The following is a 20,651-nucleotide window of genomic DNA, read 5'->3' on the forward strand; positions in this document are numbered from 1 at the left end:
ACTTCTCTCCGACCCTCAGGCTCCCATCACTGTCAGCATCCTGCGAAGGATCCCGACGAGATAATTCAGCGCGATGAAGACGAGAAGGAGGAACCCGATGATCTTGATCCAGCGGTAGACCGAACCCGATTTTTCCGCCCCGGCCCCATCTTCCTCAGACAGCGGCGGAAGTTCCTCATCCGACTCGACGACAAAGGAACCGGTGTACCCGCACCGCTTGCACCGGTACCTCGTGCCTGCATACCCCCCGAGCACCTGGTAGAGGTCGGTGCTCCCGCACTTCGGACACCTGAGCATGGAAGCACCTCACCCCCTACCGCCATCAATCTTCCGTCGCCCAAAGGTTGAAACCCCCACAGAAACCATGAAGGGTGATCATCCATGGGTGCGACGCTTGTCGAGAAGATCTTCTCCTCCCGGTGCGACCGGGGGGTACGGGCAGGCGAGGTGGTGATGGCCCCGGTGGACCGGGCAATGGTCCACGACATCACCGGCCCCCTCGCCGTCAGAGTGTTCAAAGAGATGGATGGAGAGCAGGTCTTCGATCCGGCACGGATCGTGATGCTCTTCGACCACCAGGTTCCGGCCGACTCAGTTCCGGCGGCCGAGAACCAGCAGTTCATGCGGGAGTTCGCCCGCGAGCAGGAGATCCACAACTACGACCTTCGCGAGGGCGTCTGTCACCAGGTGCTCATGGAGAAGGGACATGCCGCTCCGGGAGAGATCATTGTCGGTTCGGACTCGCACACCTGCACCTACGGAGCCGCAGGAGCGTTTGCGACCGGCATCGGGTCGACCGACATGGGCTTCGTCCTCAAGTTCGGCGCCCTCTACTTCAGAGTGCCCGAATCGATCGAGGTCACAGTGAGCGGCACCTTCGCCCCCCGCGTCGGGGCAAAAGATCTCATCCTCTCCATCGCCGGCGACATCGGCGCGGGCGGCGCCACCTACCAGGCGCTTGAATTCTGCGGAGAGACCATCGAGACGATGCCGATGACTGGACGGATGACCTGCTGCAACATGGCCATCGAGATGGGCGCAAAGGCAGGTATCGTCCCACCCGACGCCGTCACCAGGGAATACGTGCAGGCCAGGCGGCCCGGTGCGGAGATCGCCGACCTCGCCCCCGACCGGGACGCCGTCTATGCCGACCGCCGCGCATACGACGTCACCGATCTCGTCCCGCAGGTCGCGGTCCCCCACAATGTGGACCATGTCGTCGACGTCGGCGAGGTCGCCGGGACTCACATCGACCAGGTCTTCATCGGTTCGTGCACGAACGGTCGGTATGAGGACTTCGTCGAGGCCGCCGAAGTGCTCGGCGACCGGAAATTCTCCGACGACATACGGGTGATCGTCGTCCCGGCCTCGAAGGAAGAGTACCTCAAGACCCTCAGGGCCGGACTGATCGAAAAATTCGTCGAAGCGGGTGCGCTTGTCGAGGCGCCGTGCTGCGGCCCGTGCATGGGCGGGGCCTTCGGGCTCCTCGCCCCCGGCGAGGTCTCGCTCTCCACCTCGAACCGCAACTTCAGGGGACGGCAGGGGAGCACCGAGGCGGAGGTCTACCTCTGCTCGCCGGCGACAGCGGCGGCGAGCGCGATCACCGGCGCGATCACCGACCCGAGGGAGTTGTGAAAATGCGGATCTGGAAATTCGGCGACGACATCGATACTGACGCAATCATCCCGGGGCGGTTCCTCACCGAGTACGAACCCGAAAAACTCGCGGTGCATCTCTTCGAAGGGACGAGGGACGACTGCAGAACCGGGGTGCAGCCCGGCGACATCATCGTCGCGGGCAAGAACTTCGGCTGCGGCTCCTCCCGCGAGCACGCCCCTCTCGCCCTCCTCGGCGCGGGGGTGAAGATCGTCGTGGCCGAGTCCTTTGCCAGGATCTTCTACCGCAATGCGGTGAACACCGGGCTCCTCCCCCTGGTCTGTCCTGACACCGGCGGGCTCGAAGAAGGGCACGAGGCGACGGTCGACATAGACAATGGTGTGTTGACGTCCGACGGCGTCGCCTACCCCATCGAACCGGTGCCGCCCTTCATGCAGGCGATCATCGATGCCGGCGGACTGGTCGAATATGCAAAAGAGATGAAGGAGGTGGAATTATGTACAGGGTCGCAGCGATAGGCGGCGACGGCATCGGCCCCGAGATCCTCGACGAGGGCAAAAAAGTCCTCGATGCCGCGGGGGAGCGGTACGGTTTCGATATCGACTGGACCGACTTCGATATCGGGGCCGAGCGGTACCTGGAGACCGGCGTGCTGGTCACCGAGGAGGAACTCAAAGAAATCTCCGGATACCCGGCGATCTATTTCGGGTCCATCGGCGACGAGCGCGTGAAGCCCGGCATCCTGGAGAAGGGGATCCTCCTCAAGATGCGGTTCTCCTTCGACGAGTACGTGAACCTCAGGCCGATCCGTCTCCTGCACGGGATCCAGAGCCCGCTCGTCGGCAAGGGGCCTGAAGACATCGACTTCGTCGTGGTGCGCGAGAACACCGAGGACTTCTATGTCGGGATCGGGTCGCGCTTCAGGCAGAGTGAGAAAAAGGAACTCGAGGTCGTCAGGGACCTGTACTCGGTGAAGTTCGGTCTCGACGTCGAGAGCGACGCCGAGGAGATCGCCTACCAGATCGGCGTCCTCTCCCGCGAGGGCTGCCGGCGGGTGATGGAGTACGCCTTCGACCTCGCCGAACGGCGGCAGCGACGGGTGGCTTCGGTCGACAAGGCGAACGTCCTCTCCGATGTCTACGGGCTCTGGCGGGAGGTCTTCTCCGAGGTCGAGGGGCGCCACCCCGGCGTGGCGACCGAGCTCACCTTCGTCGACGCCGTGACGATGTGGTTTGTCAAGAACCCGGAGTGGTTCGATGTCGTGGTCACCCCGAACATGTTCGGCGACATCGTCACCGATCTCGGAGCGATGATCCAGGGCGGTCTCGGCCTCGCGCCGGGCGGGAACATCAACCCGACGGGCACTTCGATGTTCGAGCCCATCCATGGTTCGGCCCCGAAGTACCGGGGCCTCGGCGTCGCCAACCCCATCGCCACCATCTGGGCGGGCGCCCTCCTCCTCGACTATCTCGGCGAGCACGAGGCAGCGGAGGGGGTCGTGGAGGCGATCGAGGGGACGATCCGGGACGGCGTGGTGACCCGCGACCTCGGCGGCGCGGCAAAGACTGCAGACGTCGGCGACCACGTCGCGGCGCTGTTGCGGGGATAACACAACCTTTTCTTTCGGGAATGGTGTCCCGGCGTTCCGGAGCCTTATTCCCGGTCATCACTCAAATGTTTGATACTTTTTTCGACTCTGTTGAATCAGGCATCAGCCGGGAACGCGCTTCAGGCATACCGCATGAACATTGTTCTGAGCGACACTTCTGAGTGTGGAAGGATCGACACTGTTGAAGCCCTCAGTTCCTCTTCTCCTGGCCTTGAGGATACCGGGAACCGAGCACTTCGCCCCCCCCGGCGCGAGAAAACAGTTAGCATTCCTCATCCTTCTGGGGGGTGGCCCGTCTGAACGAAGTGCCTTCCCCAATACTCGCGCCGGGGGCGCTGCCCCCGGACCCCCGAGATGAAGATCGGGCCGGGAAGGCAGAGAGATGGCGGTGAATTGGTATCGAACCAGGGCGACTGTTCAAGCCCTGGATACTTTTGGGATATACTCTTCGTGAGAGAGGCCAGAGATCTCTATTGTTCAGGCACATTCTCGTGGCGACCTTTTGTTCTTGACTCGCCACTATTCATCGTAGTGCTTCTTGAGGAACCGTCGCACCACACCCGACTCCAGCCAGCACTGGTCAAGGTCGGTGACGAGGGCGTCGATCTCACGAGCATGCCGGATCACCTGCTCGGAGAACTCATTGTCACCTATCTCGGCAAGCCCGACAATGACCGAGAGAGGGTTTCTGATCCGATCATTGAGCGAGGCGAGTTGTGCGAAATTCCGATCGATCTGATCGAGCGCCTCCTTCCTGAGAACCTCCATCTTTCGGCGCTCGCTGATGTCCAGAAGAGAGAGCAGATACAGAGGCCGTTCCGAAATCTTCCCCACGGTCAGGAGCACCTCGACCTCCTTCCCGTCGACCCGCCGGAGTACGACCTCATACTGGTCAGGGGCGGACGCGAGATCCTCCTTCCTGCATCGGTGGAACTCATCAAGCACCTGCTGCCGGTCAGGATCGACAAATGAAGTCCAGCGCCGCCCTTTCAGAAGACGCGGATCTTCCCCGAGAATTTCTCCAAACCGTGTATTGGCATGGACCAGGAACCCGTCGTCCATGACCACCGCCATTGCCGTTCCGGTGTGCTCGAATGCCGTCCTGAGAATATCTTCCGAGCGCTTCAGTCGTTCTTCGACCTTTATCCTATCTCTGGCCTCAACCGCAGACCGATGGGAAAGGGTCAGACCATATGAGAGTAAACGCGCAAGGACACGGTAACTCTTCCTGGCCTGTTCGACCTCCTCTTCAGGGAGTATCGGCACCTCCATCAGAGCATCGGTGTATTCTCGAACCGGATACCCATAACGCTGTGCCATGGCCAGAAAATAGCCTGACTTCTGTTCCTCTTCAGAGCGGAAAAACGGCGGCCCGAGGAGGGTCGCCACATGCCTCTCCCTGAGAACGATCGGGACGGCAACCCGCCAGAGGCGATGAGGACAGAGAAACACAAAAGAATTCCTTGATGAAGCATAGGTGCCGATCCCGGTCATGCATGTCCTGCACGCCCGCCCGCTCGCCGTATGCTTCCTGTGAAAATCCGAGCAGATTCGCATCTCCCCGACAGAGACACACTCATGACCCTCAAGCGTGACGATGCTGGACCTGACTCCGAGGAGTTCGCTGACCTCATTGAGTGTGCGGTACAGCCGGGAGAGTTCAGGAGTTTCGTCAACAAGAGGATCTCTCATACTCGATCAAATCCCGGCTTCTCTGAGGAACGTGCCAGGTCTTATCTTCTGGTTATGATGATAAGGCAATATAATCATTCCCTGAATCCATATAGATTTTTTGAATATTTCAATTATTTTACATGATAGATCGAACAAAAAGGAATAGAATTATAGCAATTTGCCATACTTTCGCGTTCTATCGTGCTCAAAGGGGCGAGGGCCACCCCTCACCAGGGCCTTCCGAGAACCGGACAATCATATAGTCCATGAACTCGCGGGCAAGGTTGGGGTGAGGGGCAGTGTTCGGGACCGTCGCCGCATAGACGATGGGGTTGCCGACCCGCTCGCTCCCGATGGAACCGAACCGCTGAAAACCAAGTTTGACCACGGCCTTCTCATAGTCATCTGCATATGCCGCCGAACTGAGATCGATCTCAGTCGGCAGAGTGACATACTGCAGGCCATGCCCCTCGGCGACGCTCAGGTACTCGAAGGCATAGTCCACCCCGCCGGCGTCCAGGAGAGAGAGAAGATAGATGCTCCCGTCCCGCACCCGCACCATCTCGCCCTCGGCCTTGAGCACCTCGGGGAGCGTGATCACGGTGACGGACCCTTCCTGAGAAACCTCCAGCGCCGGTTTGAGATGGTCGCCAAGGATGGCGTCGTAGATAGAGTCGTTGCCATAGTAGTCTTCGGCAAGCGTCGTCACCATCAGCGAACGGTAGCCTGCGGCGTCGAGCATGGGGTTTGAGATCCCGACGACGACGTCTGGTCTGGCAAGCACCTCATACCAGTTCTCTGAAGTGATCTCATCGGCATACAGACTGTGGTTGGTGTAGGCGACGACCATCTGGTTGGTGGCGAAGGGGGTGTACGAGTCGGTGTAGTTCCCTTCCCCCTCCTTCATCGATCGGTACATCATGTCGGGGATGAGGGCCTCGTCTGCGACCACCACCACATCGATGTCACGGTGGAGGTCGGTCACCTGCCTCACGCACTGGATGGAACCGTGCCCCTCGATCTGGACGTCCACACCGGGGTGGGACGCCTCAAACCCGACCTCCACCTCTTCCATGGGGAGAAGAAGACTCCCGGCCGGGACGACCCGGAGGGTGGTGGGCGTGTTGTCGCCACCGGTGCACCCGGCAGCAACGGCAAAGACCGCTACAAGGGCGAGGAGAACGAGGGGGGTGCCCCTCATGAGCGTTCCACCTCGATCCGGTCCACCCACTTCACCCAAGCGCTCCCCTCGGTGATGGTGCTCGGTTCATCGGTGCCGACCACCATCCTGAGCGGCCCGCCGTCCCCGTCAGGGATCGCCGTCCCGTTGAACTCGTAGGCGAGGACCAGGGTAAGATCTGGTGAGGGTTTTTCCTTGAGGTTCTCGTCGAAGGTCACAAAACCCTTCCCGGCCACCTGTTCGTCATCGAAGACCCAGTAGTAACCGTCAGGTGCCGATATTCCGACCTGATCGCCTTCTCCAAACCCGCCGACCAGATCGAACAGCGTTGTGAGAGATACGCCCTTCACCGTGTACGGCCCGTACTTGATCCCGACCGTGGAAACTGCATAGCCATAACCCTCCCAGGCAGGAAGCGCCTTGATCTCAGAGAAGGAGAGCACCTTTTCCTGGGTGCCGTCCGTGACCGTGAGATTCCAGGCGACATCTTCTCCCGCCTGAGCGGCGGGATCGGTACTCCCGGTGGTTCCAGTACACCCACAGGCGGCCGCAGCGCAGATGAGGGCGAAGACGACCAGGAACCGGACGAAACGAGCCTTCATCCCCGCATCCTCCATGCAAACCCGGCAAGACCAAGCCCGGCCAGCAGTCCGAGAATCGGAGCAGGGCTCTGGGCAGTCTTTGCGGCCGTCGGAACCTCTGTCGTCTCAACCGCAGCAGATCCCTGGAGTGACTTGACCGGGACATTCTTCACTCCATTATATCCTCCTTCATAGACCCGCACCTCATCGATCCACTTTACAGTGTAGCCTGAGGTCGAGGGATAGAGGTCGTTAAAGAGATGGAGACGTTCAGGCGGGAAGCACTCGCGCATATCCTGGTTCCCGAAGACATGCTTGCCCTCCGGGTTGGTGGAGTCGTCGGCAAAGAAAACCAGGCGCATGCCGGCATGATAGTCAGGGGGGTACCCGACGCCCTGCCGCTCGCCGACAGTTGCGTCCTCGCCATTGTACCAGCAGATACCGATCGGTCCCTGGCGCGGCGCGGGTTCATAGACATTCTGATACCCAAACTCGATATGATACCCGTCGCCCGCCTTGATCATCACCTCGTCACCGGGCGCCATCCCGCCGACCAGGTCGCAGAGGTCGGCGACATTTGTGCCCTTCACCGCGCCGCGGTCCTTGAAGTTGGCGGTCTCGTTCCTGTCCCACTGGGCCTCTTTGTCCTCGGCAAAGACCGGGCCCTGGTGGTAGTAATGCGTCACCCCGTCCCCGAGCACCGGGAGGTTTTTCTCCATCCACTGGTAGTCGACTGTCGTCTCGTTGAGCACCGTGGTGCCGTCGTCTGCAAGTTTTACCACATGCACCGAGTCTGTCGATGCGGCCTGCACCCCTGCGAAACATGCACAGAGGAGCAGAATCAGAAATACACTTTTTGTTCTGTTCATACAATCACCTTTCTTTTCTCAGCCACAGAGCGGCGATACCGGCCGCTGCACATGCGCAGAAGGGAGAGAGTGGTGCCTGTGCGGCATCTTCTCCCGCTCTCTGCGGCGTCATCTCAACCCTCTCGAATGTGCTGTTCGGGGGGTAGAGATACACGACCTCCCTGCTATCCTCGGAGAGTCTGGCCACCGGTATCACCTCGGCCGTGACACGATCTGCGGTCACCTGAACTCGCAGGTAGGCGAGGGTGTGCTCAAGGCCGTTAGCGTACCCGACCATCTTCTCCTCCGCAAGGGGGTAGAGCGCCTCCCCGCCGCAGGGGATCACAAAGTATTCTGTCCCATTCACCTCGTAGTGCTCGTAAGCATGGACATGCCCGCTGAAGACTCCGGCGACACCGTGGCGCTCGAAGAGCGGGGCCCAGGATTCGCGCAGGGTGCGGTCCCCGCCCCAGTGCCGTTCATTGGATGAGAATATTGGATGGTGGAAGGCAGCAAAGGCCCACTGATTTCCTGCGCCGGCAAGATCCTCTTCCAGCCATGCGGTCTCTTCGTCAAGCCGTCCTTTTGCCCAGTCATTGGAATCGAGGACAGCGATGTGAGCCTGGCCGCATTCAAAAGAGTACCACTCAGGCACCCCGAAGGTCTCGTAGTACACCGAGCGGTTCCCCTCATGGTTGCCGAGGGCCGGGTAGATCGTAGTGTTTGCAAGCATCCGCCGCCCGGATGCAAAGAACTGATCCCATTCGTCGAGGTCGTGGCCGAAGGTGACGAAGTCACCGCAGTGGAGGACAAAGGAGAGGTTCTTCTCCTCTGCAATCCGGTCGGCAACGAGTTTGTGCCGCTCAAGTGGGGTGAAATACGGGGCCTGGCCCCTCGTGTCGCTATAGACCACAAAGGTGCACGGCCCATCTCCAAAGGTTCTGAACCGGCAGTCCGGGCTGGTCACCTCGTCTGTTCTCACTACATAGTGGTAGACCATCCCTGGTGTGAGATTGGTGAGGGTGATATGGTGAAGGGGAGCTTCTTCCAGGCTGGTCACCTCAACGGTATACTCTCCTTTCAGGAAGGCCGCTTCGTCGGCGTACGCCACCGCACCCCCGGTCGGCTCGACGGTCTTCCATGATATGACCGCCGAAGTCTCGTCGGTCCCGGTGACATACGGCCCCCAGAGGAGATCAGTCCCTGCGGCCGCGGCTGCAGCAGGGAGAAGAAGCATGGCAAGAAAGAGCCATGCTCCGAGATACCTGCGATCTGGTTTCACGCGGCTCACTTTCTCAGCCTGACCTCGCAGGTGACCATCCGGTCAGGGACGACCATCACGTCCTCGACAGTCTTTGAATCCGAGCGCCCGACCACCTTGACTGTGTACTTCCCAAGGTCCATGCCAGTGAAAAGGTGCGGGGTAACTTCCCCGGTGTTCGCCCCGTAGAGGTAGATCTTCGCCCCCGCTGGCGTGCTGTTCACGTACAGGGCGCCGTGGGCATAGGTCTCCAGATTGAATGTGACAGAGCGATCGTCCGTCCCTTTCGGAATATGAACCTCTTCCTCCTTCGGGAGATAACCGGGCTTTGTGACCATCACGCCATGACAGCCATACGAGATATTTTCAAGGAGGTACGGGGTCGCATGTCCGGTTTCGAAGCCGTCGATGAAGATCTCGGCGCCGGACGGTTTAGAATCGACCTTGAACGTGGTGAGGCCGGGCATTTCATTGAGAGATACCGTCTCACCGTCTCCAGCATATCCCGGGACCGGGATCGAGAAATAGGCACCATCATGGTAAAACGAGGCAAATGCATTGAGCACCGGCACCTTCACTTTTGCAGGCATCTTCTTGCCGGTGGGATGCCCGTTGACCGCACAGTACTCACCCTTGAAGGTGGAGGCATCGAGGGTGACCGTCCGTGTCATAGACTGTTCATAACGGTCAAAATAGACCGGGACGATCGTGCCGGGGGTCACCCAGACCTCTCGGGTGTCTACTTTATAAGAAGCCTTGTCTTTTTTGACCTTCACCTTGTGCCGCCCCTCTTTGAGGCCATTGACCACCTGTGGGGTCGTACCCTCGATCTTTTTGCTGTCGATATAGATCGTAGCCCCACCGTCGGTGGCGTCCACATAGATCCCGCCTGAATCCAGGTCGGTTCCCTGAGCGGTGAGGAGTTCCAGACAGGCAGGGTCGACATTGATATTCGATCTGGCGGATTCGAGAGCAACGGTCACGTCGGTCTCTTCGGTGAGGTCGAAGGTGGTCGCATAGGGCCGATAACCCTCAAGGACCAACTCCAGAGAGTGGGCGCCGGTGGGGAGGGCCTCAAGCCTGGCCGGCGTGATCATCCCGAGGTACTCCCCGTCAAGTACGACCTGCGCCCCGGCCGGGTAGGTGATGATGTTGAGGGGTGCATTCTCGGGGAGGGAAGGTGTGGGTGTCGAGACTGGTTCTATGACCGGCGCCGGTGTAAGTGAAGGGGATGCGGTCACCGCTGCCGTCGGTGCCGGGAAGAGGGAGCCAATGAGCGGGATACCGTGCAGCCAGCCAAGAAGGCCTGACCAGAAGCTCCCCTCCTGTGCGGTGTCAACATCGACTTTCCCATCATCAGAAAGGGTGGTGGGCGGAGGAGACGAAGTGGTCTGGAGAGTGGGGGGCGCCGTTGTCTGCATGGTCGTCGGTTCGGGGGTCGGTTCAGCATCGCGGGTTCCGACGATCAGGACGGCGAGGCGGTTCTCCAGATAGTCCCCGCGCTCGTCATAAGATACACTGGAGACCGCAAGCGTGTTCCCGCTCGGTCTGAGATAGGAGGTCACTTCCGCCTCTCCGATCGAGATCGCCTTCTCACCGCCGTCAAGGAGGTTCATCCACTCCCCGTCATGGAAGGTGAGGCAGTTGGTGTAGGTATCGTTCCCGGAAGCCCCGGTCACGACCGAGAAGACCCTGGCATCGATCTCTCCGTCTCGCATAACTTCGTCAGGGAACTCGGCCGTGCTGGTGGCGCCCTCTTCATCGACGCCGGCAGAGGGATCGGCCTCGATGGCGTCCGCACCTTCGGCCACCCAGTACGAGATGCTGGTACGATCGTCCCTGACGACCGCAAAGAGCACCCCGCCGTAGAGGGTGAGTGAAGTCTCTTCAGGGCCGTTATTTTTCACATCGAGTGAGAGATTGCCCTCTGGAACAGAGGCCTTGAGGTCATAACACCAGGTCTCGACTGCCGGATCGTCGCCGTCCGGGCCGAGGTCGGCATAGTACTCCGAGAGGCCGAGTTGCTGCGAGTTCAGAAGAGTGGAGATGTCTTCCCGCTTCGCATCGTCCTTTGCGGTGTTGTTGGTGCCGAAAAGGTACAGGCAGGCGCTCTCGACGTTCTCAAGCCCCGTGGTGTTGAGCGAGAAGTGGGCGGTCTCTCCGGCCGCGATCGTCTGTGCCTCGCCACCGGTCTGGATGAGAGATACCGATCCGTTCACCGTCCCATGAAGGGTCCGGGTGAGTGCTGCGCCCTCAAGGCCGCGGGGCTTGGAAGACCCGCCGTCACCACCAGAGGAGGAACCACCCTGGTCGGGGTCGATCTCGCTGTGGATGATGATCCGGTCGACATGGTAGACCGAGTTGCCGCTTGCCGAGGGATACTGATTGTTAAAGAAATACCAGTACTCCTCATCCCAGGACTCGTGCATGTCCCAGTTGCCCCAGACGTGCTTCCCGGCATCGTTCGTGGTCTCGGCGAGGAAATAGAGGCGCATCCCTTCGGTGAATCCTTCGTCGATGTAGCCGGTGTCCTTGCCATGGTACCAGGCGATCACCATTTTCCCCTGTCGGGGATTGGGAGCATAGATGTACTCAGCCGGCCATGTCTTGTACATCCCGTCGCAGGCCTTGATCTCGACCATCTCTCCCTCTGCCGCCCCACCGACGAGGTCGCAGAGATCTTTGACGTCGGTGCCCATGAACTCGCCATGGTCCTTGTACTCGAGGTTGACGTCCTCGGTCGGGTTCCAGTAGTCGTAATCCTGGCCAGGATGTTCCTTCTCCCAGGCGCCCTCAAAGATCGGGCCCTGGTTGTAGTACATCGTCTCGCCGTCCCCCTGGACATCAAGGTTATCTCTCATCCATTCCCAGGTGATGGACTTCTGGTCGAGGATGGTCTTGTCGTCACTCGCCAGTTTGGTGATGGTCAGTTCGGTCGTCGGCGCTGCTGAGACCGGAACGGCGATCGACGCGATCAGAAGAAGAAAGAGTGCGGTGACGACCAGGAGTCCGGTCGCCGCCCTGTGCATTCCTTTCATAGCCAACTCATCTCCTCAGGGCGGCGACGGCACAGATGGCCAGAAGTCCGGCCAGCGGACCGAGAGGCGATCGGGAGGACGTCGTCGGGACACTCCCGGTGTCGCTGCCGGTGTCGTGTGCGGTGATCGCAAGTTCGTTCACATGCTTGACCGAGAGCCCGCTCGTCGAGGGCCAATCTCCTCCGAAGAGATGCCACTCGTCCTCGGGGAGAGTCTCTTTCATATCGTTGTCCCCAAAGACGTGCCAGCCCCAGGGATTGACCGAGTCGTCGGCAAAGAAGATCAGGCGCATGCCGTCATAGTAGCCAGGGGCATAACCAGATCCCTGTGGATCGCCGGTGAGGGAGTCCTCGCCTACATACCAGGCGATCCCCATGGTTCCCTTTCTGGCTTCCTCACCATAAACGCTCTCATAGGAGAATTTCTTGTAGAAACCGTCCTCAGCCTCCACCTTCAGAGTGTCGCCAGGGGTCATGCCGCCCACCAGGTCACAGAGATCACTGACCGCGGTCCCTTTGACCGCACCATAATCTCTTGTGTCGACGTTCTGGTATTCAGCAGGGTCCCATCTGTCGGACTCGTTGAAGGTCGGGCCCTGGTGATAGTAATGCGTCACCCCGTCCCCGAGAACAGGAAGATTCTCCTCCATCCAAGTATAATCGACAGTCCGCTCATCAAGGATCGTTGTCCCGTCTGAGGCATACTTGACGACATGCACCTCGGTCGTCGCCGCGGCCGCCGGTATCATGAACACCATCAAAAGCAGCAATCCGGCGACTTTCAATACGCCATGCTCTCTCATTGTGTCATTCAACTCCTTTTAATATGCGAGAGAAATTCATTTTGCATAAAAAGAGGGTATTATTTTCTCCTGAGAATCAGGAGCGCACCGAGCGCGATGAGCGACAGACCCCAGAAGACCGGGGTCTTCTTCGGGGTGGTGACCGGCACGGTCGTCTCGATCGTCTCGATCGTCTCGGTCGTCTGGGTCGCAGGCTCAGTCGGGGTCTCGACCGGCGCCTCGACTGACGGGTGGGTCACCTCAGGTCCGGCGGACCCACCCTTCACGGTGGCGATGGCGAAGTACGAGAAGCCCGGAGATTCGGCGTGGTAGAGGGCCTTGCCGCCTTCTTCGCCGAGGAACTCGGTCTCAAGGTGCTTCCAGGCACCATCGACGTATCGCAACATTGCGATGTCGCCTGTGCCGACACCCTGGCTTGCAAGCCAGCCCGAAGGTACGGCAAATTCGATGGTGACCCCTTCGAGGGCGGCCGGATCGGCCCGGTACAGGGTGATCTCCTCGAGTTCATAGACCTGGCCCTCGGGGGTCTGGGCGTCACCCGGGAGGGAGGCTTTCTTCACCGTGACCAGAAGGTCAGAGACCTGGTCGTAGGCGCCGAGCGTGATCTTTGAGATCGCGGTCTCGCCCACCAGGAAGGTCTTCTTCTCACCGGCCTGGAGAGAACCGGCAAAGGCCGAGACTGCTGAGGAACTGCCGGATGATGAGGAACCGCCTGAGATCGGTTTGGGCGTTGCAACGCCGCCGACCGCGAAGAATGAAAATCCTGGCGTGGTCGCTGTGTAATACGCAGCACCATCGCGGTTCTCCAGGTGGGTGGTGGGGAGCTGCTGCCAGGCGTCGCCATGGTACCGGTAGAGTACTACGTCGGCCGGGGCGAGTCCCTGAGCGGAGAGCCAGGTCAGCGGGACTGAGAACCGAATCTCGGCACCATCGATGTCGTCGGAAGCTGTACCGAAGGCCGAGATCTGCAGGGTCTGATAGAGTCTCTCCACCGGTGCCTTCACTTCAGGCGGAAGATCGGCGCTCCCGACCGAAAGAACAAAGTCAGGGACATCTTTCCCTACGGTGACGTTGATCCGGAAGACCGGGGAATTATTAACGGTCATGTTGACGGCTTCGCCCTTCTTGACCGGCCCGAGATCGGTGAACTCGGTATCGAGGTTAAGTCTGATCCGCTCGACGCCGTCGACCTGCATCTCAGAGGTTACATTGGCACCGACAAGGACCAGCGGCCACTGGACCCCCTTCTCGTTCAGGACTTTTCCATCCAGAGTATTTGCGATGATGTAGTCCCTGCTATCGATGATATCGCGGCTTGAAAGTGTTTTGACCGAACCGTCGCGGCCGACGATGTCGATGGTGTATCCTTTCAGGGCGAGTTCACGGTCGAAAGCCTTTCCAGAATGTTCATTTGCATCGTCTACCCAGCCGCAGAGGAAGTACAGCGGCATGCCGCCCCAACGGTTGCCCTGAGCATCGACATACTCGGCCTTGTGGTTTGCACCCATGGTGCAGGTCAGCGCGCTCTCGAAGAATCCCTTGCTGATGTCTCTCGTGATCGCACCTTCAAGGCTCAGGTTCCAGGGTTCCTCGGCGACGGAGTAGATCCTGATCTCGCTGATCCACTTCGGCGAGATACCTCCACAGGAGGGGTACCGGATGCCGTCGGCAGAGTAGTAGTGCCAGTAGGCCTCGTCCATGCTCTCGTGCATGTCCCATTGGCCGAAGACGTGGTCCTCAGGGGTGTAGAAGAGCCGATAGCCCTCGACATAGTCAGGGACATAGCCCTGCCTCTCGGTCCACCAGACGAGGACCGCATCGCCCTGTCTGGGGTTGGGATCGTAGATGTTCTTCCAGCCGAGTTTGGTCTCCCAGCCGTCTTTTGCGATGAAGGAGATCTCGGTGCCCTTGGGCATGCCGCCGACAAGGTCGACAAGGTCACGCACGGCGGTGCCCTTGATGACATCCTCGATCTTCGGCGGATCGAGGGCCTTGTTCTCCTCGGGGTTCCAGAGGTCGTTGGGGTCGAAGGTGACGCCCTGGAACTTGTACGGCTGGTCGTCTCCATGGACCTCAAGGTGGTCCTTCATCCAGCGGTAGTCGACCGTCGTCTCGTTGAGAACCGTGACGCCGTCGGGAGCGAACTTGACAATCCGTACCGTGGGGACCTCGGCCGGCTTCTGGAACTCGGTCAGTTCGATGGAAGCGATGCTGCCGACACTGTTGCTACCGGCGACGTCGGCACCGACGAGCCTCAGGGGCCAGGGCGCCTTGTCTCCGTCGTTCGGGAGAGCGGTGCCGTTGAGTTTGTTTGCGACGATGTAGTTGTTGTTCCGTGCAATATCCTTGCTCAAGAACTCCTTGGAGTAGCCGTCCTTCGCGGTGACGATCACTTTGTAACCGTTATCGGCAACGAGGTCGTTGAAGCCGTTCTGGCCGTGCGGGACACGGTCGTCGACCCAGCCGCAGAGTTCCCAGAGGGCGATACCTTCCCAGCGCTCGCCGGTCTTCTGGTTGGTCCAGCTCACCTTGTGATGCGAGCAGGACGCGGCCTCTTCAAAGAACGCCTGGGTACAGGTGTAGTCGATCTTTCCCTTCAGGTCGAGGTTCCAGGAGCCTTCCGGCGCCGGGCCGGGGATGAGATCGACGAGGTCGATCTCGGCGACAGCCTTCACCGACTTGGGTACGCCGTCACCGACGAGTTTGAGCGGATATGACGTATCATTCGAGGGGATCGGCTGGCCGTCCACCAGGTTTGCAAGGATGTAGCCATTGCTGCGAGCGACCTGTTTGCTCCCGTATTCCTGCGACCATCCGTCTGATGCGATGACTCTGACAGTGTAGTTCGTCGCCGCCAGGGTGTCGTCGAAGGTCCAGTGGTCTTTGCTCTCGATGTCGTCGGAGACACCGAGGAAGTACCAGAGCGGCACGCCGCTCCAGACACGGTTCTTGTTGTCGGTATACTCGACACTGCCATGGCACCCGGATTCCTCGAACTCGGCCTGGGTGACGGTGTCGTTGACCGCACCGCAGACCTTCAGGGTCCAGCCCTCGTCGGGCCCGGGAAGGCCGACGAGTTCGATGGAGGCGATGGCGCCGACCAGTTGTCCGGCGTCGGCTGCGGAGCCCTTGATCTGGAGCGGCCAGCAGGGTTTCTTCTTCTCGCCGATGGTCTCGGGGAGAGGTTCGCCGTTGAGGGTGTTTGAAACGATGAAACCGCTGTTATGAGCCATATCGGCGCTCGGGATGTTGATCGAGTAGCCGTCCTCCGAGATGACTTTCACCGAGTAGCCTTCGGCAGCCAGTTCGTCGTTGAAGGTGTAGTGGCTGCCGCCCTCCTCGTCGTCGACCATGGCGACGAGCATCCAGAGGGGCATGCCGGCCCAGACGTCGCCGGTATCGGGATCGGTCCAGCTTGCCCTGTGGCTGGACAGGCAGGCGATGCCTTTCTCGAATTCGGCCTTTGTGACGGTCGCGTCGCAGGCGCCCTTCAGGGAGAGAGTCCAGTCAGTGCCAGGCGACGGGGGGGTACCGCCGTTGACGGTGATCGCAACCACGGCGGTCGCCGCTTCAGGGGAACCGTCGGGGCCGTAGTAGAAGATCACTTCGTCGCCGTCATGGAGCGGGTAGTTGGGGTAGCCTTCGGTCTCGTAACTATCCCAGTAGTCGAGCATCTTGCCGTTGACATAGCACTCCCAGCCCGCCTCATGCTTCACGAACTGGAAATCCGCGATGGCGTCGAGGATGATCTTTTCGTACTTGACATTGGTGAGGTAGTCAAAGTTGCCGGCAATAGAGGCGGCGTGGAGAGCGCCGAACGGAGTGTAGTTGCCGACTTCATAGGTCTGACCTGCAGACTCCTGCGTGTAGGTGCCCTCGGTCAGGGTGACGCCACCGTTGAAGATGACCGTCTTGCCGGCGAAGGGATCTTCTCCCACCGCGACATCGATCAGAACCGCCGCGACTGCGTTCTCAGGGGTGACACCGTCGGGCCCATAGCAGAAGACGACTTTGTCCCCGTCCTTCAGCGGATAGTTGGGATAGCCTTCCTCGGCATAATTGCCCCAGTAGGCGAGTTTCTTGCCGTTGACATAGCACTCCCAGCCCTGGACTTTCTTTTCAAACTGATATTTATCGATGGCATCGAGGACCAGTTTGTCCTGGTTGTTGTTCACGACATAGGTAAACCCGCCTTTCGTGGCCGCGGCGTCGAGCGCACCGAATGGCGTGAGCGTGTTCACCACATGGGCTTCGCCGGCAACGTCCAGGTTGAAGGTACCTTCAGTCAGGGTGACTCCGTCGTTGAAGATCTCGTCGGCCCTCTCTTCAGGTGGGGCGAGTTCGATCCTCGAGATCTCCTCGACGGCCCGCTGGGTGCCGTCGACACCGGTCCCCTGCAAGTAGAGGGGGAAGAAGACGCGGTCGATATACGTGCTCTGGTTGATCTCGATGTCATTGAAGGTGTTCCCGAGGACGTAGGTCTTCTTGCCGTCCGTCACTTCGGTAGAGTAGAAAGTGGAGACCTTATCCACACCCTTCTTCTTGCCGTAGACCGTGATCGTGTAGTTCTCCGCAGCGAGGGCCTCGTTCACGGTTGCGGGGTCGTCGTCGTCGGCCAGGGCGATGACCGCGGAGAGGTTGGCACCCTCAAGGAGGCCGTACTTGTTCGTCTGGAATGAACCCGGGTGCGCTGCGGCAAGGGAGATGAACTCGTCCCTGCTGAGGGTGCGGTTCGTCGAACCGTTCAAATAGATGGACCAGTCCGCGGCGGCGGGGTCGCGGCTCTGGACGACGATCCGGCTGACATATTTTGCGGCGAACCCTGTCGTCGACGGGTGAGTGGAATCAGACCAGTGCCAGTACGTCTCAGGCAGGCACTCCTTCATGTCCTGGTTGCCGAAGACATGCTGCCCTGCTCCATTCGGGGTCTCGGCAAAGAAAGCGAGGCGCATGCCATCTGTGTACGATGGCACTTCCTGGCCATTGCACTCCCAGGCAACGACCATTTTACCTTGCCGTGGATCAGGGTTATAGACACTCTCATAAGGAAAAGTCGGTGGTTTGTACTCATCTGAAGGGATGACGGTTACCGTGTCTCCTTCGTCCATCCCGACAACCTCACAGAGGTTTTTGAGGGCCGTTCCTTTCAGAGCACCCATATCCTTCAGATTGAGGGTTTCACTTGCATCCCACACATCGGCATCATTCACTATACCCTGAAGCCAGTAGTGAATCGTGCCGTCTCCCTGGATCGGAAGATCTTCTCCACCTGCTTTCAATACATCGAGGCCGATCGATACATTTGCAATTTCTGTACCGTTTTCAGCCAGTTTTATAATAGTCACTTCGGTCGTGGGATCTGCCGCAGCCACGGGTGCGACAAGCATCCCTGCAACTGCAAAGACCAAGAGTGCCAGAATCATTAATCGGTTCTTCAAATTCACATACTCACCTCTTCATCAGGAGGGGGGTCTCCTTTCAAGTGATAAACACAATAAATCTCCCTTCGGAGGCATAAAAAGGATTACCAAATTCAAAATATTAATTTAACATAGTTGACAAAAAATCTCAAAAAACCCATAATAATAGCAATTTCGAAAAAAAATCATAATTAACAACAATTAAACAAAAAAAAAGAATTTATATCAGATATTTAATCAAGAATCAGATCTTTTGTCTGATCAGTAATACCACACCGGCCGCAAAGAGAGATACGACCCATAACGGCGAAGATTGCTGTGGAGTGGTGGCGGGCACCTCGTTTCCGGTCGACCCGGATGCCGCTCTCTCCTGCGCGACCTGCGCATCCCTACCTGGCACTCCGGCGATGGCAAAGATGGAGAGACCATCTGAAGATGCTGAGAACTCCTGGTAACCATCTCTCACCGATCCCGCATCGGTGGCGAGCGGTGTCCATGTGCTCCCAGTATAACGCATCAGAGTAACATCGCGAGGCTCAAGGCCCTGTTCCTCCATCCAGGAGGGGGGGACGCGGAAGGTGACCACAAGTGATGTCGGGTCGGCCCTCGCACCACTCAGACCGATGTCGAGATAGCGATAGACCGGGGCATCAGGGGCCTGCATCGTACCAGCAGTTTCCAGATCACGCACTTCAACATGGAAGGGGGTACGCTGCTCAGGGAGGGTCACCGAGACTTTCTTGACAATCGGATTGTCGGCGATGAAGGCCCGGGTCATCGGTGCAACTGATGATCCGGAATCTCCATCCCCGCTGCTCGGGGGAGTGCCGCTGATTGTGACCAGGACCGCGACCCTGCTTTCCAGCACCCCGCCGCTGGCGGCATCCTTCGTCGCCCGCAGCATGGCGATGTTCTCTCTGGGGAAGAGTACTGGCAGGACATCGAGATCTGCCGTCAACACGCTACCCTCGGCCCGCAGGGCGTCGGTCCACTCGCGGTCATTGAACCCGAGGATGCCGGCCGACCCAGTGCCCGTCACCAGGAGACGGGCGGCGGCAGTCTGATCGAGGTTGAGGGAATCGTCGAAGATAGCCCGACTCACAGCGTCGTCCTCAAAGACTCCTCCCTCTTCATCGATGGCAACGGCATCGCAACCGGCCACGACCTGCCAGATGATCTCAGGGAGGGCCGGGTCTTCACGCACCAGGAGAAGTGCACCGCCGTCGATGGTGCAGACTTCATCACCGGTCCCGGCGTTCTCGACGGTGACGGCAGAGTCACCCGACCTGATCCCTTCAAGCTTGAAGACGTAGGTCGCCGCCACCGGCGCGTCCTTCTTCCCTGCCCGGTCGGTGTAGGTCTCATCCGGCTCGACCGTCTTCCCGTCGATCCGGACGGTCAACTGCGGTTCGGTTCCGGTGCCATCTTCTCCTTTCTTCGAATCGCTCACAAAGAGATAGAAGACCGCAGTCTTGAGCGTCCCGGTGCCGTTCCCGGCGTTGAAGGTCAGGGTCGCGCGCTCGCCTGCCGCCAGGTTTCCACCGGTGCCGGCGACCGGCAGGAGAGAGACTGAGCCATGCAAACACTTGCCGGTGGGGGCTTCCATCTCGTTTCCGGAGAGACCAGAGGCATCCGATGTCCCGTCACTCCCCCCGTCAGGCGAGACATCGCCCGCGCCCGGAGGTGCCGTCCCGACGACGGAATATCCGCTGCTCCCTACCCCTGAGACCCGGTTGGTCCAGGAGATGCCCAGGCCCTGGTTGGACTGGTTGCACCAGCCATAGGAGTTGAAGGAGGCATAGGTGGGGAGGTTCTCGAACTCGTACTCGATTTTTACGGCGCCGTTGTCTCTCAGGTTCTCGATCAGAGAGTTTTCACCAAGTGTCCCGGCATGGAGGTCGATATAGACGGTGTGGAAGGGGTTTGAACCGTCGGAGACGTCCTGGCCGTAATAGATCGGATATGCCCCCGGTTGATTGTTCCCGGCGGGTTTCCAGGTCTGCGGGCTGTACACAAAGTTGTCCTTCGTGATCGTCCCCTCATACGTGCCGTCGACATACTCAACCTCGTCTGCTGCGGGTGGTGCGTTCACCACCGGCGTCGGGGTCCACTGGTAGCCGCTCGCCCGGATATGGAGGGCAAAGTCGTCGGGAATAGTGCCGTTGATCGCGATCATCAGGATCATGTCGTCGGTGAACCCTCTCCCACCGGTGTTGGTGAGATAGAATATACCCGACTGTTCTTCGGTGGTCGTCACCTGTCCGTACGGTTCGCTCTCCGGGTCAGTGCTGATGTGGAGAGCGTTGAGCCCGCCGCCCTCGAACTTGAAGAATTTGGTCAGCCCGTCGGAGAGTTGCAGGTCGAAATTGCTGGTGCCCGGCATCGTGATCCCACCCACATCGTCGGCCGCAACCGGAACGGCGCAGGCGGCGAGCAGGAGGATCACCAGTGCAAGAAGTGATCTTCCCATTTTTTTTCCGATATCATTCATCGTATTCCCACCATTGAAAGAAAGAGGGTTCAGGATATGTTCCTCTATCTTCTTCTCGACAGATGAAATTTGTTTTTTGATAAAAGTTTATTAGATCCGATTAACTGCACCGGAGCGCACAAAAAAAAAA

The 20,651-nt window shown here is 59.3% G+C and carries 13 protein-coding genes; 3 read left to right on the forward strand and 10 right to left on the reverse strand.

What is annotated here, in order from left to right:
* Positions 1 to 15: 15 nt before the first annotated feature.
* The gene (locus RJ40_RS03100) at positions 16 to 297 is read right to left on the reverse strand and encodes a hypothetical protein (protein ID WP_265581894.1); all 282 of its coding nucleotides are present in this window, start codon (positions 295 to 297) and stop codon (positions 16 to 18) included.
* A gap of 84 nt (positions 298 to 381) precedes the next feature.
* On the opposite strand from RJ40_RS03100, the gene RJ40_RS03105 reads away from it, so the two are divergent.
* Genes RJ40_RS03105 through RJ40_RS03115 form a run of 3 tightly spaced genes read left to right on the forward strand, consistent with a single transcriptional unit; the run spans position 382 to position 3,226 of the window.
* Positions 382 to 1,635, forward strand: coding sequence for a 3-isopropylmalate dehydratase large subunit (locus RJ40_RS03105; RefSeq protein ID WP_265581895.1), 1,254 nt, complete (start codon positions 382 to 384; stop codon positions 1,633 to 1,635).
* 2 nt (positions 1,636 to 1,637) lie between these two features.
* On the forward strand, positions 1,638 to 2,135 hold the full coding sequence (locus RJ40_RS03110) for a 3-isopropylmalate dehydratase small subunit (RefSeq protein WP_265581896.1): 498 nt from the start codon (positions 1,638 to 1,640) through the stop codon (positions 2,133 to 2,135).
* A complete protein-coding gene (locus tag RJ40_RS03115; protein ID WP_265581897.1) occupies positions 2,114 to 3,226 on the forward strand; it encodes a 3-isopropylmalate dehydrogenase in 1,113 nt (370 codons plus the stop codon). Before RJ40_RS03110 ends, RJ40_RS03115 begins: the two co-directional genes overlap by 22 nt.
* Positions 3,227 to 3,745: 519 nt before the next feature.
* Here the strand turns inward: RJ40_RS03115 and RJ40_RS03120 are convergent.
* The 9 genes from RJ40_RS03120 to RJ40_RS03160 all read right to left on the reverse strand — a co-directional run bounded on the left by RJ40_RS03120 (position 3,746) and on the right by RJ40_RS03160 (position 20,500).
* Positions 3,746 to 4,918, reverse strand: coding sequence for a PocR ligand-binding domain-containing protein (locus RJ40_RS03120; protein WP_265581898.1), 1,173 nt, complete (start codon positions 4,916 to 4,918; stop codon positions 3,746 to 3,748).
* Between the two features lie 187 nt (positions 4,919 to 5,105).
* Positions 5,106 to 6,101 (reverse strand): tungstate ABC transporter substrate-binding protein WtpA, encoded by a 996-nt coding sequence (wtpA, locus tag RJ40_RS03125; RefSeq protein WP_265581899.1) that lies wholly within the window; start codon positions 6,099 to 6,101, stop codon positions 5,106 to 5,108.
* Positions 6,098 to 6,682 (reverse strand): molybdopterin-dependent oxidoreductase, encoded by a 585-nt coding sequence (locus RJ40_RS03130; RefSeq protein WP_265581900.1) that lies wholly within the window; start codon positions 6,680 to 6,682, stop codon positions 6,098 to 6,100. Before RJ40_RS03130 ends, wtpA begins: the two co-directional genes overlap by 4 nt.
* On the reverse strand, positions 6,679 to 7,530 hold the full coding sequence (locus tag RJ40_RS03135) for an argininosuccinate synthase (RefSeq protein ID WP_265581901.1): 852 nt from the start codon (positions 7,528 to 7,530) through the stop codon (positions 6,679 to 6,681). The genes RJ40_RS03130 and RJ40_RS03135 overlap by 4 nt, the downstream gene beginning before the upstream one ends.
* Before the next feature lie 4 nt (positions 7,531 to 7,534).
* A complete protein-coding gene (locus RJ40_RS03140; protein ID WP_265581902.1) occupies positions 7,535 to 8,791 on the reverse strand; it encodes a purple acid phosphatase family protein in 1,257 nt (418 codons plus the stop codon).
* Between the two features lie 5 nt (positions 8,792 to 8,796).
* A complete protein-coding gene (locus tag RJ40_RS03145; RefSeq protein ID WP_265581903.1) occupies positions 8,797 to 11,808 on the reverse strand; it encodes a PEGA domain-containing protein in 3,012 nt (1,003 codons plus the stop codon).
* 7 nt (positions 11,809 to 11,815) lie between these two features.
* Positions 11,816 to 12,556 carry an argininosuccinate synthase gene (locus tag RJ40_RS03150; RefSeq protein ID WP_265581904.1) on the reverse strand — a complete coding sequence of 247 codons (741 nt, stop codon included), beginning with the start codon at positions 12,554 to 12,556 and terminating at the stop codon, positions 11,816 to 11,818.
* Positions 12,557 to 12,669: 113 nt separating this feature from the next.
* Positions 12,670 to 18,033: a PGF-pre-PGF domain-containing protein gene (locus RJ40_RS03155; RefSeq protein ID WP_265581905.1), complete on the reverse strand. Its 5,364-nt coding sequence runs from the start codon at positions 18,031 to 18,033 to the stop codon at positions 12,670 to 12,672.
* A 241-nt stretch (positions 18,034 to 18,274) separates the two neighbouring features.
* The gene (locus tag RJ40_RS03160; RefSeq protein WP_265581906.1) at positions 18,275 to 20,500 is read right to left on the reverse strand and encodes a PGF-pre-PGF domain-containing protein; all 2,226 of its coding nucleotides are present in this window, start codon (positions 20,498 to 20,500) and stop codon (positions 18,275 to 18,277) included.
* Positions 20,501 to 20,651 lie beyond the last annotated feature (151 nt).

It is taken from the genome of Methanofollis aquaemaris, assembly GCF_017357525.1.
Taxonomy (GTDB): Archaea; Halobacteriota; Methanomicrobia; order Methanomicrobiales; family Methanofollaceae; genus Methanofollis; species Methanofollis aquaemaris.

Excerpts from the sequence above, each read along its gene's own strand:
- RJ40_RS03100 (WP_265581894.1), bottom strand. The coding sequence starts at position 297 with ATGCTCAGGTGTCCGAAGTGCGGGAGCACCGACCTCTACCAGGTGCTC.
- RJ40_RS03105 (WP_265581895.1), top strand. The coding sequence starts at position 382 with ATGGGTGCGACGCTTGTCGAGAAGATCTTCTCCTCCCGGTGCGACCGG.
- RJ40_RS03110 (WP_265581896.1), top strand. The coding sequence starts at position 1,638 with ATGCGGATCTGGAAATTCGGCGACGACATCGATACTGACGCAATCATC.
- RJ40_RS03115 (WP_265581897.1), top strand. The coding sequence starts at position 2,114 with ATGTACAGGGTCGCAGCGATAGGCGGCGACGGCATCGGCCCCGAGATC.
- RJ40_RS03120 (WP_265581898.1), bottom strand. The coding sequence starts at position 4,918 with ATGAGAGATCCTCTTGTTGACGAAACTCCTGAACTCTCCCGGCTGTAC.
- wtpA (WP_265581899.1), bottom strand. The coding sequence starts at position 6,101 with ATGAGGGGCACCCCCCTCGTTCTCCTCGCCCTTGTAGCGGTCTTTGCC.
- RJ40_RS03130 (WP_265581900.1), bottom strand. The coding sequence starts at position 6,682 with ATGAAGGCTCGTTTCGTCCGGTTCCTGGTCGTCTTCGCCCTCATCTGC.
- RJ40_RS03135 (WP_265581901.1), bottom strand. The coding sequence starts at position 7,530 with ATGAACAGAACAAAAAGTGTATTTCTGATTCTGCTCCTCTGTGCATGT.
- RJ40_RS03145 (WP_265581903.1), bottom strand. The coding sequence starts at position 11,808 with ATGAAAGGAATGCACAGGGCGGCGACCGGACTCCTGGTCGTCACCGCA.
- RJ40_RS03150 (WP_265581904.1), bottom strand. The coding sequence starts at position 12,556 with ATGATACCGGCGGCCGCGGCGACGACCGAGGTGCATGTCGTCAAGTAT.
- RJ40_RS03155 (WP_265581905.1), bottom strand. The coding sequence starts at position 18,033 with ATGATTCTGGCACTCTTGGTCTTTGCAGTTGCAGGGATGCTTGTCGCA.
- RJ40_RS03160 (WP_265581906.1), bottom strand. The coding sequence starts at position 20,500 with ATGGGAAGATCACTTCTTGCACTGGTGATCCTCCTGCTCGCCGCCTGC.